General features: G+C 69.1%; 12 protein-coding genes. 10 read left to right on the forward strand and 2 right to left on the reverse strand.

Annotated elements, in window-relative coordinates:
- Positions 1-46: 46 nt before the first annotated feature.
- Positions 47-2,419 (reverse strand): 3-hydroxyacyl-CoA dehydrogenase/enoyl-CoA hydratase family protein, encoded by a 2,373-nt coding sequence (locus tag JR064_RS04330; protein WP_206228912.1) that lies wholly within the window; start codon positions 2,417-2,419, stop codon positions 47-49.
- Between the two features lie 59 nt (positions 2,420-2,478).
- The gene (locus JR064_RS04335; RefSeq protein WP_179564933.1) at positions 2,479-3,111 is read right to left on the reverse strand and encodes a TetR/AcrR family transcriptional regulator; all 633 of its coding nucleotides are present in this window, start codon (positions 3,109-3,111) and stop codon (positions 2,479-2,481) included.
- 222 nt (positions 3,112-3,333) lie between these two features.
- Here JR064_RS04335 and ndk point away from each other — a divergent pair, with 222 nt between their 5' ends.
- The 10 genes from ndk to moeB all read left to right on the forward strand — a co-directional run bounded on the left by ndk (position 3,334) and on the right by moeB (position 13,559).
- Complete coding sequence (ndk, locus tag JR064_RS04340; RefSeq protein ID WP_002812972.1) at positions 3,334-3,759, forward strand: nucleoside-diphosphate kinase; 426 nt, start codon at positions 3,334-3,336, stop codon at positions 3,757-3,759.
- A 9-nt stretch (positions 3,760-3,768) separates the two neighbouring features.
- Positions 3,769-4,974: a dual-specificity RNA methyltransferase RlmN gene (rlmN, locus tag JR064_RS04345; RefSeq protein ID WP_369916558.1), complete on the forward strand. Its 1,206-nt coding sequence runs from the start codon at positions 3,769-3,771 to the stop codon at positions 4,972-4,974.
- Between the two features lie 22 nt (positions 4,975-4,996).
- The gene (gene pilW / locus JR064_RS04350) at positions 4,997-5,779 is read left to right on the forward strand and encodes a type IV pilus biogenesis/stability protein PilW (RefSeq protein ID WP_206228952.1); all 783 of its coding nucleotides are present in this window, start codon (positions 4,997-4,999) and stop codon (positions 5,777-5,779) included.
- Positions 5,776-6,639 carry a helix-turn-helix domain-containing protein gene (locus JR064_RS04355; protein ID WP_179564931.1) on the forward strand — a complete coding sequence of 288 codons (864 nt, stop codon included), beginning with the start codon at positions 5,776-5,778 and terminating at the stop codon, positions 6,637-6,639. Before pilW ends, JR064_RS04355 begins: the two co-directional genes overlap by 4 nt.
- Positions 6,640-6,703: 64 nt before the next feature.
- Positions 6,704-7,342, forward strand: coding sequence for a YfgM family protein (locus JR064_RS04360; RefSeq protein WP_179564929.1), 639 nt, complete (start codon positions 6,704-6,706; stop codon positions 7,340-7,342).
- Positions 7,342-8,700 carry an outer membrane protein assembly factor BamB gene (gene bamB, locus JR064_RS04365; protein ID WP_369916561.1) on the forward strand — a complete coding sequence of 453 codons (1,359 nt, stop codon included), beginning with the start codon at positions 7,342-7,344 and terminating at the stop codon, positions 8,698-8,700. The genes JR064_RS04360 and bamB overlap by 1 nt, the downstream gene beginning before the upstream one ends.
- A gap of 16 nt (positions 8,701-8,716) precedes the next feature.
- Positions 8,717-10,114, forward strand: coding sequence for a ribosome biogenesis GTPase Der (der, locus tag JR064_RS04370; RefSeq protein ID WP_179564927.1), 1,398 nt, complete (start codon positions 8,717-8,719; stop codon positions 10,112-10,114).
- 3 nt (positions 10,115-10,117) lie between these two features.
- Positions 10,118-10,723, forward strand: coding sequence for a molybdenum cofactor guanylyltransferase (gene mobA, locus JR064_RS04375; RefSeq protein ID WP_206228913.1), 606 nt, complete (start codon positions 10,118-10,120; stop codon positions 10,721-10,723).
- The gene (locus JR064_RS04380) at positions 10,720-11,937 is read left to right on the forward strand and encodes a molybdopterin molybdotransferase MoeA (protein ID WP_206228914.1); all 1,218 of its coding nucleotides are present in this window, start codon (positions 10,720-10,722) and stop codon (positions 11,935-11,937) included. The genes mobA and JR064_RS04380 overlap by 4 nt, the downstream gene beginning before the upstream one ends.
- 353 nt (positions 11,938-12,290) lie before the next feature.
- Complete coding sequence (gene moeB, locus JR064_RS04385; RefSeq protein WP_425510268.1) at positions 12,291-13,559, forward strand: molybdopterin-synthase adenylyltransferase MoeB; 1,269 nt, start codon at positions 12,291-12,293, stop codon at positions 13,557-13,559.
- The last annotated feature ends 173 nt before the right edge of the window (positions 13,560-13,732 follow it).

Below are 13,732 nucleotides of genomic sequence, written 5' to 3' on the forward strand. Positions count from 1 at the left end.
GAGATGGGAGTCGCTGTTGCGAATCCCCAATCCCAAATCCCGAATCTCAGTTCCTCAACGGCTTACCCGTCTTGAGCATGTGCCCAATCCGCGCCTGGGTCTTTTCCTGCTGGGCCAGTTCGACGAAGTGCTTGCGCTCGAGCTTGAGCAGCCATTCCTCGTCCACCAGCGCGCCGCGGTCGACTTCGCCGCCGCACAGCACGGTGGCGATGCGGGTGGCGATCTCGTAGTCGTACTCGCTGATGAAGCGGCCTTCCAGCATGTTGACCAGCAGCATCTTGAAGGTGGCGATGCCGACGTCGCCGGCGACCTGGATGCGGCGGGCCGGCAGCGGCGGGCGGTAGCCGCTCTCGGCCAGCGCGCGCGCTTCGGCCTTGGCGATGTACAGCGCCTCGTAGCTGTTGAACACGATCTTGTCGGTGCCGCGCAGCAGGCCCAGTTCCTTGGCGTTGACCGCCGAGGTGGAGACCTTGGCCATCGCCACGGTCTCGAAGGTCTTCTTCAGCTCGGCGAACACGTCGCCGCCGGGGCCGGCCGCCTGCGAGGCGCGCACCGCGATCTCCTTCAGGCCGCCGCCGGCCGGCAGCAGGCCGACGCCGGCCTCGACCAGGCCGATGTAGCTCTCCAGCGCGGCCACGGTCTTGGCGCTGTGCATCTGGAATTCGCAGCCGCCGCCCAGGGCCAGGCCGCGCACCGCCGCGACCACCGGCACCAGCGAATACTTGATGCGCTGGCTGGTGGCCTGGAAGTTGGCGACCATCGCCTCGAACGCATCGACCTTGCCGGCCTGCAGCAGGCCCAGCGCGCCGGCCAGGTCGGCGCCGGCGGAGAAGGGCTCCTTGTGCTGCCACAGCACCAGGCCCTTGAAGTCCTTCTCGGCGCGGCCGACCGCTTCCTGCAGGCCGTCGAGCACCTGGTCGGACACGGTGTTCATCTTGGTCTTGAAGCTGACCACGGCGATGTCGTCGCCGTCGTGCCACAGGCGCAGGCCGTCGTTCTCGAACACGGTCTCGCCCGGGGCGAACTTCTCGCCCAGCAGCGGATCGGGGAAGCGCTGGCGCTGGTACACCGGCAGCGCCGAGCGCGGCAGTTTGGCGTTGCGCGCCGGGCTGTAGCTGCCCTCGGCGGCATGCACGCCGTCGCGGCCGTCGAACACCCAGTCCGGCAGCGGCGCGCTGGACATGGCCTTGCCGGCCACGATGTCGTCGGCGATCCACTGCGCCACCTGCTTCCAGCCGGCGGCCTGCCAGGTCTCGAACGGGCCCAGCGACCAGCCGTAGCCCCAGCGGATCGCCAGGTCCACGTCGCGCGCGGTCTCGGCGATGTCGGCCAGGTGGTAGGCGCTGTAGTGGAACAGGTCGCGGAATGTCGCCCACAGGAACTGCGCCTGCGGGTGCTGGCTCTCGCGCAGCTTGGCGAACTTCTCCGCAGGGTTCTTGATCTTCAGGATCTCGACCACTTCCGGCGCCGCGCTGCGGTCGGCCGGACGGTAGTCCTGCTTCTCCAGGTCCAGCACCACAATGTCCTTGCCGACCTTGCGGAAGATGCCGGCGCCGACCTTCTGGCCGAGCGCGCCCTTGGCGATCAGCGCGTCCAGCCACTTCGGCGAGGCGAAGTACTGGTGCCACGGATCGTCGGGCAGGGTGTCGGCCATGGTCTTGATGACGTGGGCCATGGTGTCCAGGCCGACCACGTCGGAGGTGCGGTAGGTCGCCGACTTCGGGCGGCCCACCAGCGGGCCGGTCAGCGCGTCCACTTCGTCGAAGCCCAGGCCGGACTGCGCGGTGTGGTGGATGGTGGACAGGATCGAGAACACGCCGATGCGGTTGCCGATGAAGTTCGGGGTGTCCTTGGCATAGACCACGCCCTTGCCCAGGGTGGTGACCAGGAACGCTTCCAGGCCTTCCAGCACCGCCGCATCGGTGCCCTTGGCCGGGATCAGCTCGGCCAGGTGCATGTAGCGCGGCGGGTTGAAGAAATGCACGCCGCAGAAGCGGTGGCGCAACTGCTCGGGCAGCACGTCGGACAGCGCATTGATGCCCAGGCCGGAGGTGTTGGAGGCCAGGACCGCGTGATCGGCCACGAACGGGGCGATCTTCTTGTACAGGTCCTGTTTCCAGTCCATGCGCTCGGCGATGGCTTCGATGATCAGGTCGCAGCCGCGCAGTTGCTCCAGGCCGGACGCGTAGTTGGCCGGCGTGATCGCCTCGGCCAGCGTGGCGCTGGCGAGCGGGGCGGGGCTCAGCTTGGTCAGGTTGGCGATGGCCTTGAGCACGATGCCGTCGGGGTGGCCGTCCTTGGCGGGAAGGTCGAACAGGACGGTGTCGACGCCGGCGTTGGTCAGGTGCGCAGCGATCTGCGCGCCCATCACGCCCGCGCCCAGGACGGCGGCACGGCGGACTAGCAGGGGGTTGGACATAGCGATCAGCCTCTGTGGGTCAACGATTGCGGGATGTGGACAGAACGGTTCTTGCGAAATTACGGCGCGGAGCGGGCCAGGAAGCCCGCCTCGGCGAAACGGATGAGTTCGCGCGCGGCGTGGGCGCGATGCGCGCCTTCGCTGACGCCGGCGGGGCGCTTGATCAGGCCGAAGTCGGCCATGGCATAGGTCAGGGCGCCGGCCAGGAAGTCCAGGCGCCAGTACAGTTCTTCCTTGCTCAGTTCGGGCACGCAGACGGCGATGGCCTTGCCGAACTCGCGCAGCACGTGGCCGTAGTGGTCGGACAGGAACTGGCGCAGGCTGTCGTTCTTCTCGGCGTAGGCGCGGGCGATCACGCGCACGAAGGCGCCGCCGCTCTGGCGGTCCTGGGCCATCGCCAGCGCCGGCTCCACGAACGCCGCCAGCACCGGGCCGAGCTGGCCGGGATGCTGCCGTTGCGCGGCTTCCAGCTGCGCCAGGCGCGCGGCGGTCATCTCGTCCATGCGCCGCCGGAACACCTCGTTGACCAGGTTTTCCTTGGAGCCGAAGTGGTAGTTCACCGCGGCGATGTTGACGTCGGCCTGGCTGGTGACCTGGCGCAGCGAAGTGCCGGAAAAGCCGTGCTGGGCGAACAGTTCCTCGGCCGCGCTGAGGATGCGGTCCTTGGTGGAGAAGTGCGCTTGCTTTGCCATGCGGCCGCCGGAATCAATCAAACGATTGTTTGAGTCTAGGCCTGGCATCCGGCCGCGTCATGTTGCGATGCAGCATGATTCAGCCGGCGGCCGTGCAAAGCCCGCTGCGATTGGATAGAATTGTCCATCGCAATTCTGGCTAAGCCCGCGTTTTGACGCGGGTTTTTTTCATGCTAACCTCGGGCCATCAAGTCTAGTGGCCCGCCCAACGGAGAAATTCCCATGGCGCTGGAGCGCACCCTGTCCATCATCAAGCCCGATGCCGTCGCCAAGAACGTCATCGGCGAGATCTATTCCCGTTTCGAGAAGGCCGGCCTGAAGGTCGTGGCCGCCAAGTACAAGCAGCTGTCGCGCCGCGAGGCCGAGGGCTTCTACGCCGTGCACCGCGAGCGTCCGTTCTTCAACGCGCTGGTCGAGTTCATGATCTCCGGCCCGGTGATGATCCAGGCGCTGGAAGGCGAGAACGCCGTGGCCGCGCACCGCGACCTGCTCGGCGCTACCAACCCGAAGGACGCCGCGCCGGGCACGATCCGCGCCGATTTCGCCGACTCGATCGACGCCAACGCCGCGCACGGTTCCGACTCGGTCGAGAACGCCGCCAACGAAGTGGCGTATTTCTTCGCCGCCACCGAAGTGGTTTCGCGCTAAGAGGTCATCGTGAACGAGGTCGTCCACACTCCGTTGGCGCTCGCCGATCCGATCCGGACCGGCGGCGCGACCAAGCAGAATCTGCTCGACCTCGATCGCGAGGGCCTGGAGCGTTTCTTCGCCGACACGCTCGGCGAAGCGCGCTACCGCGCCCACCAGGTGATGAAGTGGATCCACCATCGCTACGTCACCGACTTCGACCAGATGACCGACCTCGGCAAGGCGCTGCGCGCCAAGCTGCAGCAGCATGCCGAGGTCGTCGTCCCCAACATCGTGTTCGACAAGCCTTCCGCCGACGGCACCCACAAGTGGCTGCTGGCCATGGGCACCGACGGCAAGAACGCGATCGAGGCCGTGTATATCCCGGACAAGGGCCGCGGCACGCTGTGCGTGTCCTCCCAGGTCGGCTGCGGGTTGAACTGCACGTTCTGCTCGACCGCCACCCAGGGCTTCAACCGCAACCTGTCCACCGCCGAGATCGTCGGCCAGGTGTGGGTCGCGGCGCGGCATCTGGGCAACGTGCCGCACCAGCAGCGCCGTCTCACCAACGTGGTGATGATGGGCATGGGCGAGCCGCTGATGAATTTCGACAACGTCGTGCGCGCGATGAGCGTGATGCGCGACGACCTGGGCTATGGCCTGGCCAACAAGCGGGTCACGTTGTCGACCTCCGGCCTGGTGCCGATGATCGATCGCCTGTCCACCGAGAGCGACGTGTCGCTGGCGGTCTCGCTGCATGCGGCCGACGACGCGCTGCGCGAGACGCTGGTGCCGCTGAACAAGAAATACCCGGTCGCCGAGCTGATGGCCGCGTGCGCGCGCTATCTGCGCGCCAACAAGCGCCGCGAATCGGTCACCTTCGAATACACGCTGATGAAGGGCATCAACGACCAGCCCGAACATGCGCGGCAACTGGCGCGGCTGATGCGCCAGTTCGACAACGCGGTGCAGGCCTCGAACGCGGGCAAGGTCAACCTGATCCCGTTCAATCCGTTCCCGGGCACGCGCTACGAGCGTTCCGGCGAGACGGAAATCCGCGCGTTCCAGAAGATCCTGCTCGATGCGCAGGTGCTGACCATGGTGCGGCGCACCCGCGGCGACGACATCGATGCCGCCTGCGGCCAGCTCAAGGGGCAGGTGCTGGACCGCACCCGGCGCCAGGCCGACTTCCAGCGCCAGTTGCAGACCCAGGCGGACCGGGATGCGGCGGCCTAAGCATCCTCTGGCCATCGTTGCGTTGGCCGCGGCGCTGCTGGCGTTGTCGGCGTGTGCCGGGCACGGCACCAAGTCCGGCAAGCTGCGCAACGTCGAGCAGGTGGCGCCGGACTACGATTTCCGCGATAGCGGCGAGGTCAAGGCGCGCTACGCGTTGCAGGAACAACTCGGCCTGGCCGGCAACCGGCTCAGCGGCGGCGATCTGGCCGGCGCCGAGGAGCATGCGCGCAAGGCGCTGGCGCTGGCCCCGGATTCGGTGCAGGCGCACACGCTGCTGGCGGTGGCTGCCGGCCGCCGCGGCGATACCGCCACTGCCGGCGAGCATTACCGCAAGGCCGCCGAACTGGCGCCGAACCGCGGCGAGGCCTTGAACAACTACGGCGCCTGGCTGTGCGCGAACGGTGCCGCGGCCGAGGCGCTGCAGTGGTTCGATCGTGCTCTGCAGGCGCCCGGCTACGCCACGCCGGCGTCGGCCCTGGCCAATGCCGGCGGTTGCGCGTTGCAGATCGGCCAGCGCGAGCGCGGCGAACGCGACCTGCGCAAGGCGCTGGCGCTGGAGCCGGGCAATGCCTACGCGCTGGAAGCGATGGCGCGCGACGAAGCGGCGCAGGCGCGCTTTTTCGAGGCGCGGGCCTTCTCGGAACGGCGTCTGGCGGCTGCGCCGGCCACTGTATCCGTGTTACAACTTGCTATTCAGATTGAACAAGGGCTGGGCGACATGGCTGCTGCCGGCCGTTACCAACAGCGGTTGCGCAAGGAGTTTCCCGATGCCGCGACCACGACTCCCGGGGCTAGTGCATTGTGATCAGTGATTCCAATCCGAACGCTTTCGACGGCGCCAAAGGTTGCGGGCAACAGCTCCGCGAAGCGCGCGAAGCGGCGGGCCTGAGCATCGACGAGGTCGGTAGCCGTTTGCGCATGCCGGTGCACGTGATCGGTGCGCTGGAAGCGGAGCAGTGGCAGCGCCTCGGCGCGCCGGTGTTCGTGCGCGGTCAGCTGCGCAGCTACGCGCGCCTGCTCGGGGTGGACCTGGAGCCGCTGCTGGCCAGCGCGCAGATCGCGCCGGTGCAGCCGGTGGAGCTGATCAGCCATACGCATACCCCGCCGCTGCGGCGCATGCTCGAGAGCGCGACCCGGCGCATGGTGTACGTGGTGATCACCGCCGGACTGGCGGTGCCGGTCTGGTACGCGACCCGCACCCATTTCGCCGACGACGGCCCGAGCACCGCGTCGCTGGACGTGGTGCCGGCGGCGCCGGGCGACGCGGCGCCGACCGCGACGGCGGGCACCGGCGGCAACCCGGCGCCCACCGCCGCGTCCGGCAATCGCCCCGCGCCGCCTGCGGCGCCGTACATCGCCTCGCTGACGCCGCTGCCGCGCGCCTCCAGCGAGGCGGAAAAGCCCGGCCTGAGCCTGTCGTTCCAGGGCGACAGCTGGGTCCAGATCATCGCCCCGGACGGCACGCCGCTGGAAAAGGCGCTGCTGAAAGCCGGCGAAAAGCGCGACTACGCGCCGGGTCAAGTGGGCCGCATCGTGCTCGGCAATGCGTCGGCGGTCCAGGTTCAGCAATCCGGTAGTACCGTGGATCTGACTCCGTACAAGCGCGCGAACGTGGCCCGCTTTGCGGTATCCTCTGACGGTTCCGTGGTGCCAGCGTCCGAGTGACGGCGGCGCGGTTCCTCAATCTCAACATTCCATGTCCCGTCGTTGCGGCGGGGCGAGAGTACGCATGGCGATCGACGACCTGCTCGACGAGCACGAACAAAGCGAACGCGTCCGCACTTGGCTCAGGAAAAACGGCGCCGGCCTGATCGGCGGCATTGCCCTGGGCATCGGCGCGATCATTGGCTGGCAGTGGTGGACCAAGCAGCATTCCAACGACCTGGCGCAGGCCAATTCCCACTACGACGCCGTGCTCAAGAGCATCCAGGCCAAGCAACTGGACAAGGCCAGCAAGGATATGGCGGCGCTGCAGCAGGGCCCGGCCAACATCTATGCCGAGCTGGCCGCGCTGCGCCTGGCCAAGGCGCAAGCCGATGACGACAAGTACGACCAGGCCCTGGCCACGCTGCGCGGCCTCAAGGCCGAGGGCGAGCTGAAGCTGCTCATCGACCAGCGCGTGGCGCGGTTGCTGATCCAGACCGGCAAGAGCGACGAAGCGCTGAAGTTGCTGGCCGCGGCCGACGACAACCAGAGCCTGGAGATCCGTGGCGATGCGCTGATCGCGCAGGGCAAGCGCGATGCGGCACGCGAGGCGTACGCCAAGTCGTTGACCACCCTGGACGTGGCGGCGCCGCAACGGCGACTGCTGGAAACGAAGTTGATGGATGCGGGCGGCACCGTGCCGAATCCTGCGGAGCCGATCTGATGAAGGTAGTCATGTTCAAGCGCATCGCGACCATCGCGCTGCTGGGTCTGGCGCTGTCCGGTTGCAGCACGGTCAAGGGCTGGTTCGCAGGCAAGGACGCGGCCGCCAAGAAGGCCGCCGAGCCGGCCGAGCTGGTCGATTTCAAGCCGTCGGTGAAGATCGTCAAGCTGTGGTCCACCGACGCCGGCAAGGGCGAGAAGCGGATCGGCGTGCGCCAGCATCCGGCCGTGGCCGACGGCAAGGTGTACCTGGCCGCGGCTTCCGGTTCGGTCTACGCGCTGGACCTGCAGACCGGCAAGACGCTGTGGGAATACGACGCCAAGAAGGCGCGCAAGGAGCGCCTGTCGCAGGTGCAGGAGCAGCAGCCGGAGAGCCAGGTCGAGGGCGAGTCCAGCAAGGGCCTGTCCAAGGACGAGCGTGCGGCCTACAAGCAGCGCCTGCGCAACGAGAAGCAGCAGGCCAAGGAGCGCAAGCGGCTGGAGAAGAACCGTCCGCTGCCGCGCTTCGCCGGTGGTCCTGGCGTGGGCGAGGGCCTGGTCGTGGTCGGCGGCCTGAATGGCGAAGTGATCGCGCTCGACGCCGCCAGCGGCACCGAGAAGTGGCGCGCCAAGGTGCCCAACGAAGTGATCGCCGCGCCGGTGGTCTCGCAGAACATGGTGTTCGTGCGCAGCAACGACGGCCACGTCACCGCGTTCGATGCGGGCACCGGGCAGCAGCGCTGGTTCCATGTGCAGGAACTGCCGACCCTGACCGTGCGCGGCAACGCGCCGGTGGTGTCCGGCCCGGGCGTGCTGTTCATCGGCAACGACGACGGCACGCTGGCGGCGCTGGCGATGCAGGACGGGCGCGTGCTGTGGGAGCAGACCATCGGCGTGCCGGAAGGCCGCACCGAACTGGAGCGCATGGCCGACGTGGACGGCGCGCCGGTGCTCGACGGCACCACCCTGTACGCGACCAGCTTCAAGAACCAGACCGTGGCGCTGGAAGGCCCGAGCGGGCGTCCGCTGTGGACCCGCGATCACGGCGGTGCCGGCGGTGTCGCGGTCAATTCCAGCAGCGTGGTGGTGGCCGACAATGCCGGTTCGGTGTGGGCGTTGGACAAGGCTTCCGGTTCGGCGACCTGGTCGCAGCCGGCGCTGGCGCGGCGTTCGCTGACCGGCGTGGCGATCCAGGGCGACTACGCCGTGGTCGGCGACTACAAGGGGTATCTGCATTGGTTGAAGCTCGACAACGGCGAGATCGCCGCACGCGAGCGGGTGGGACGCAAGGCGCTGGTAGCGCAGCCGGTGGTAGCCGATGGCATCCTGCTGGTCCAGAACACGAAAGGCGACCTGACCGCGTTCCGGTTGGGTCAATAAAGGAAGGGAATTCGCGATGCTGCCGCTGGTCGCCCTGGTTGGACGGCCGAATGTCGGCAAGTCCACGCTATTCAATGCGCTCACGCGCAGCCGCGACGCGCTGGTCCACGACCAGCCCGGCGTCACCCGCGATCGCAACTACGGCGTCTGCCGGCTGGAGCCGGACACCCCGTTCGTGATCGTCGACACCGGCGGCATTTCCGGCGAGGAAGAAGGCCTGGCCGGGGCGACCGCAGACCAGGCGCGCTCCGCTGCCGGCGAAGCCGATCTGGTGCTGTTCGTGGTCGATGGCCGCGAGGGATCCTCCTCGCTCGACGACGAGATCCTGGCCTGGCTGCGCAAGCTGGCGCGGCCGACGCTGCTGCTGATCAACAAGATCGACGGCACCGACGAGGACCAGGTCCGCGCCGAGTTCGCGCGCTATGGCCTGGGCGAGGCGATCGCGGTGTCCGCGGCGCATCGCCACGGCATCGACGACCTGCTCGAGGAAGTGCTGTCGCGCTTGCCGGAAGAGGGCGCCGGCGAGACGCTTGACACCGATCCCAAGCGCATGCGCATCGCCTTCGTCGGTCGCCCCAACGTCGGCAAGTCGACGCTGGTCAACCGGCTGCTCGGCGAGGAGCGGATGATCGCGTCCGAAGTGCCGGGCACCACCCGCGATTCGATCGCGGTCGACCTGCAGCGCGACGACCGCCTGTACCGGCTGATCGACACCGCCGGCCTGCGCCGTCGCGGCCGGGTCGAGGAGGCGGTGGAGAAATTCAGCGTGTTCAAGACGCTGCAGGCGATCGAGCAATGCGAGGTCGCGGTGCTGCTGCTCGACGCCACCGAAGGCGTCACCGACCAGGACGCCAGCGTGCTCGGCGCGATCCTGGACGCCGGCCGCGCGCTGGTGGTGGCGGTCAACAAGTGGGACGGGCTGACCGACTACCAGCGCGAACAGGCCGAGGCGCTGCTGTCGCGCAAGCTCGGCTTCGTGCCCTGGGCCGAAGCGGTGCGGATCTCGGCCAAGCACGGCTCCGGCCTGCGCGAGCTGTTCCGCGCGATCCACAGCGCGCATGCCTCGGCGATCCGCGAATTCAGCACCAGCGAAGTCAACCAGGCGCTGGAAGTGGCCTACGAGACCAATCCGCCGCCGAGCATCCGCGGCCATGTCTCCAAGTTGCGCTACGTGCATCCGGGCGGCAGCAATCCGCCGACCTTCATCGTCCACGGCACGCGCCTGAAAGTGCTGCCGGAGTCGTACAAGCGCTACCTGGAGAATTTCTTCCGCAAGCGCTTCAAGCTGGTCGGCACGCCGGTGCGCTTCATGTTCCGCGAAGGCGCCAATCCGTACGAAGGCAAGAAGAACGTGCTGACCGAGCGCCAGATCGCCAAGAAGCGGCGCTTGATGAAACACGTCCGCGGCAAGTAGCCGATGGACGCGCGGCGCGAGGTCACGCTGGGCATCCTCGCCGGCGGCCGCGCGCAACGCCTGGGCGGTTGCGACAAGGCCTGGCTGCAACGCGACGGGCAAGCGCTGGTGCAGCGCCTGGCGCAGGCCTTGGCGCCGGCGGTCGCGGCGGTGCTGGTCAGCGCCAACCGCGATCTGCCGCGCTACGCCGCCGCCGGACTGCACGCGCTGCCCGACCGGATCGCCGCGCCGCCTGGCGCCGAGTGCTCGCTGGGGCCGATCGCCGGCCTGGACGCGCTGGCCGCGGCCTGCGCCACGCCGTGGCTGCTGACCTTGCCGGTGGACCTGTGCCGGCTTCCGCCTGCGCTGCTGGACAGGTTGATCGACGCCAGTGGCGATGCGGATGGCGCCTGTGCCGAGGACGACGACGGCGTGCAGCCGCTGGTGGCGCTGTACCGCGTCGCCGCGCTGCGGCCTGCGTTGGCTTCGGCGCTGGATGCCGGTCGCTACGCGCCGCGCGCCTTGCAGCAGCAGTTGGCGATGGTCCGCGCACGCGTGCCCGGGGAGACCTTCGGCAACCTCAACACGCCGCAGGACCTGCGCGCAGCGGGTATCCTGCCGGCGCCATGAACGACTATCCCTCCCGTATTGCCTATTCCGAGGCGCTGGCCATCGTCGCCGCCGTCGCCCAGTCGCGTCCGTTGCCGGCCGAACGCCTGGCGCTGCCGCGCGCCGATGGCCGCATCCTGCTCGAACCGCTGGACGCGCCGATCGACCTGCCGCCGTTCGCCAACAGCGCGATGGACGGCTTCGCGCTGCGCCATGCCGACCTGCATCCGGATGCGCCGACCGTGTTGCGCCTGGCCGGCGAGCAGTTCGCCGGCGAGGACTTGCGCCAGGCGATCGGTGCCGGCGAATGCCTGCGCGTCACCACCGGCGCGCCGCTGCCGGCGGGCGCCGATACGGTGGTGATCAAGGAAAACGTGGTCGAGCGCGACGGCCAGGTGCAGGTGCCGGCCGCGCCGGTCGCCGGCGCGCACGTGCGTGCGCGCGGCGAGGACGTGCGCGCCGGCGAGCGCGTGCTCGAAGCGGGCCTGGCGTTGACGCCGTCGCGGATCGGCCTGGCCGCCGCGCTCGGCGTGGCGCAGGTGGCCGTGGCGGCGCGACCGACCGTGGCGGTGTTCGCCACCGGCGACGAACTGGTCGAGCCGGGCATGCCGCTCAAGCCGGGGCAGATCTACAATAGCAACCGCGACATGCTGATGGCGCAACTGCGCCTGCTCGGCCTGGAGCCGACCGCGTGGCCGACGCTGCCGGACGATCCGCAGCGGATCGAAAGCATGCTGACCGATGCGGCCTCGGCGTTCGACGTGGTGCTGACCTGCGGCGGCGTCTCCGCCGGCGAGAAGGACTACCTGCCGCGGCTGCTGGACGAGCGCGGTCGCATCCATTTCTGGAAGGTGCGCATGCGCCCGGGCATGCCGCTGCTGTTCGGCGAGCTGGACCGCGCCCTGTTCCTGGGCCTGCCCGGCAATCCCGTGTCGGTGCTGGCCACGTTCATGGCGATCGGGCGGCCGCTGCTGGACGCGCTGCAGCAGCGCGCCGAGCCGCGCCCGCAATGGCGCGCGCGGCTGGCCTCGGGTTGGGACAAGCGCCACGAGCGCCTGGAGTTCCTGCGCGGGCGCATGCGCTGCGACGCGTACGGACAGCTGTGGGTGGAGCCGAACCCGGCCGACGGCTCGCACCGCCTGCGCGGCGCCGCCGACAGCGACGTGCTGCTGCGGCTGGACGAGGGTGCGCGCCGTTTCGATGCCGGCGACGTGGTCGAGGTGTTCGCGTACTGAGTGTCGCGGGCGCGTCCGTACACAGGTCGCGCGAACGTTCATGCGGGTCGGGACGCACAGGCCGCACGGCTGGAGCAGCTCGACTCAGGTTGCGGGCTGGTTGCACGCGCCGCCGTCGGCCGCCGCCGCCGCAGGTCAAGGTGTTCTCGATCGCCGGAAGCCGGCCTGCGTTCCGCACTGGCGCCCGTCACGTCGCGCGATGCGCGCGGCAACCGGCGAGCGCTCAGGACTGCGTGGCGATCGCGAACTCGTCTCCGGGGAGTGTGTGGCCAGCCAATCACTGGCGTTGGTCCGGGGAGTATTTCCTCGATGCGCCGATCCACCGTCCTGGCCACCGCCGCGACCATGCTTGAATGGCGTTCCCTCTGCCGGATGCAGGCGTCGGCGATGCGTCGAAGATGCCGGATCCGACGCTGCCGACTCGGGAACCGGACACCGCTCCCCGCGCGAAGGACGCGCTGCAAGTTTGCGCCGATAATGCGCGCATGAGCATTCGAGAACTGACCCCGCAGCAAGCCCGCGAGCGTGTGGCCCAGGGCGCGCGACTGATCGATGTGCGCGAGGAACACGAACGCGCCGCCGGCATGGCCGAGGGCGCGCTCGGCGTGGCCCGCGCGCAGTTGCAGGACGACCCGGCCACGCATGTCGGCGCGGCCGACGCCGAGACGATCCTGATCTGCCAGAGCGGCAAGCGTTCGCACGAGGCTGCGCTGTTCCTGCAGCAGGCCGGTTATGCCGCGGTCGCGTCGGTGCTGGGCGGCACCACGCGCTGGCAGCGCGACGGATTGCCGCTGCAGCGGCCGGCGCTGGCGCCGGAGCAGCAGGATTTCTTCGAGCGCTATTCGCGCCACCTGCGCCTGCCCGAAGTCGGCATCGACGGCCAGCGGCGGCTGCAGGCGGCGCGCGTGCTGTTGGTCGGCGCCGGCGGGCTGGGTTCGCCGGCCGGCTTCTACCTGGCCGCGGCCGGGGTCGGCCAGCTGCGCATCGCCGACGACGATGTGGTCGATCGCAGCAACCTGCAGCGGCAGATCCTGCATACCGAAGCGCGGGTCGGGCAGCCCAAGGTGGCGTCGGCGGCCGCGGCGCTGGCCGCGCTGAATCCGGGCGTGCAGGTCGAGCCGGTACGCGAACGGGTGACTTCGGCCAATGTCGAACGCCTGTTGCAGGACGTGGACGTGGTGCTCGACGGTTCGGACAATTTCCCTGCCCGCTACCTGCTCAACGACGCCTGCGTGAAGCTGGGCAAGCCGCTGGTGTACGGCGCGGTGCAGCGCTTCGAGGGCCAGGTCAGCGTGTTCGACGCCGGCCGCCGGCGCGGGCAGGCACCGTGTTACCGCTGCCTGTTCCCGGAGCCGCCGCCGCCGGAGTTCGCGCCCAGTTGCGCCGAGGCCGGCGTGCTCGGCGTGCTGCCCGGCATCGTCGGCCTGCTGCAGGCCAACGAGGTGCTGAAGCTGCTGCTGGAGATCGGCGAGCCGCTGCGCGGACGCCTGCTGTACTTCGACGCGCTGGCGATGCGCTTCCGCGAAACCCGCCTGGCCGCCGATCCGCAGTGCCCGGTATGCGTGCCCGGGCTCGCGTTTCCCGGCTATATCGACTACGCGAAGTTCTGTGGCGCGGAGTAAGTCCCTCTCCCCCCGGGAGAGGGGTTGGGGTGAGGGTACGGAGCGAAGCCCTCGCGCCGTTTGATCGCAAGGCTTCGTCCGTGCCCTCATCCGCCCCTTTGGGGCATCTTCCCCCGAGAAGGGGGCCGTGGTCCCGGCGGGAGAAGGAAAGGGCGATCGCTGCCGTCTTTGAC

The sequence above is a fragment of the Xanthomonas bonasiae genome (assembly GCF_017163705.1).
Taxonomy (GTDB): domain Bacteria; phylum Pseudomonadota; class Gammaproteobacteria; order Xanthomonadales; family Xanthomonadaceae; genus Xanthomonas_A; species Xanthomonas_A bonasiae.

Coding starts and splice junctions, on each gene's coding strand:
- JR064_RS04330 (WP_206228912.1), bottom strand. CDS start 2,419: ATGTCCAACCCCCTGCTAGTCCGCCGTGCCGCCGTCCTGGGCGCGGGC.
- JR064_RS04335 (WP_179564933.1), bottom strand. CDS start 3,111: ATGGCAAAGCAAGCGCACTTCTCCACCAAGGACCGCATCCTCAGCGCG.
- ndk (WP_002812972.1), top strand. CDS start 3,334: ATGGCGCTGGAGCGCACCCTGTCCATCATCAAGCCCGATGCCGTCGCC.
- JR064_RS04360 (WP_179564929.1), top strand. CDS start 6,704: ATGGCGATCGACGACCTGCTCGACGAGCACGAACAAAGCGAACGCGTC.
- bamB (WP_369916561.1), top strand. CDS start 7,342: ATGAAGGTAGTCATGTTCAAGCGCATCGCGACCATCGCGCTGCTGGGT.
- der (WP_179564927.1), top strand. CDS start 8,717: ATGCTGCCGCTGGTCGCCCTGGTTGGACGGCCGAATGTCGGCAAGTCC.
- mobA (WP_206228913.1), top strand. CDS start 10,118: ATGGACGCGCGGCGCGAGGTCACGCTGGGCATCCTCGCCGGCGGCCGC.
- JR064_RS04380 (WP_206228914.1), top strand. CDS start 10,720: ATGAACGACTATCCCTCCCGTATTGCCTATTCCGAGGCGCTGGCCATC.
- moeB (WP_425510268.1), top strand. CDS start 12,291: ATGGCGTTCCCTCTGCCGGATGCAGGCGTCGGCGATGCGTCGAAGATG.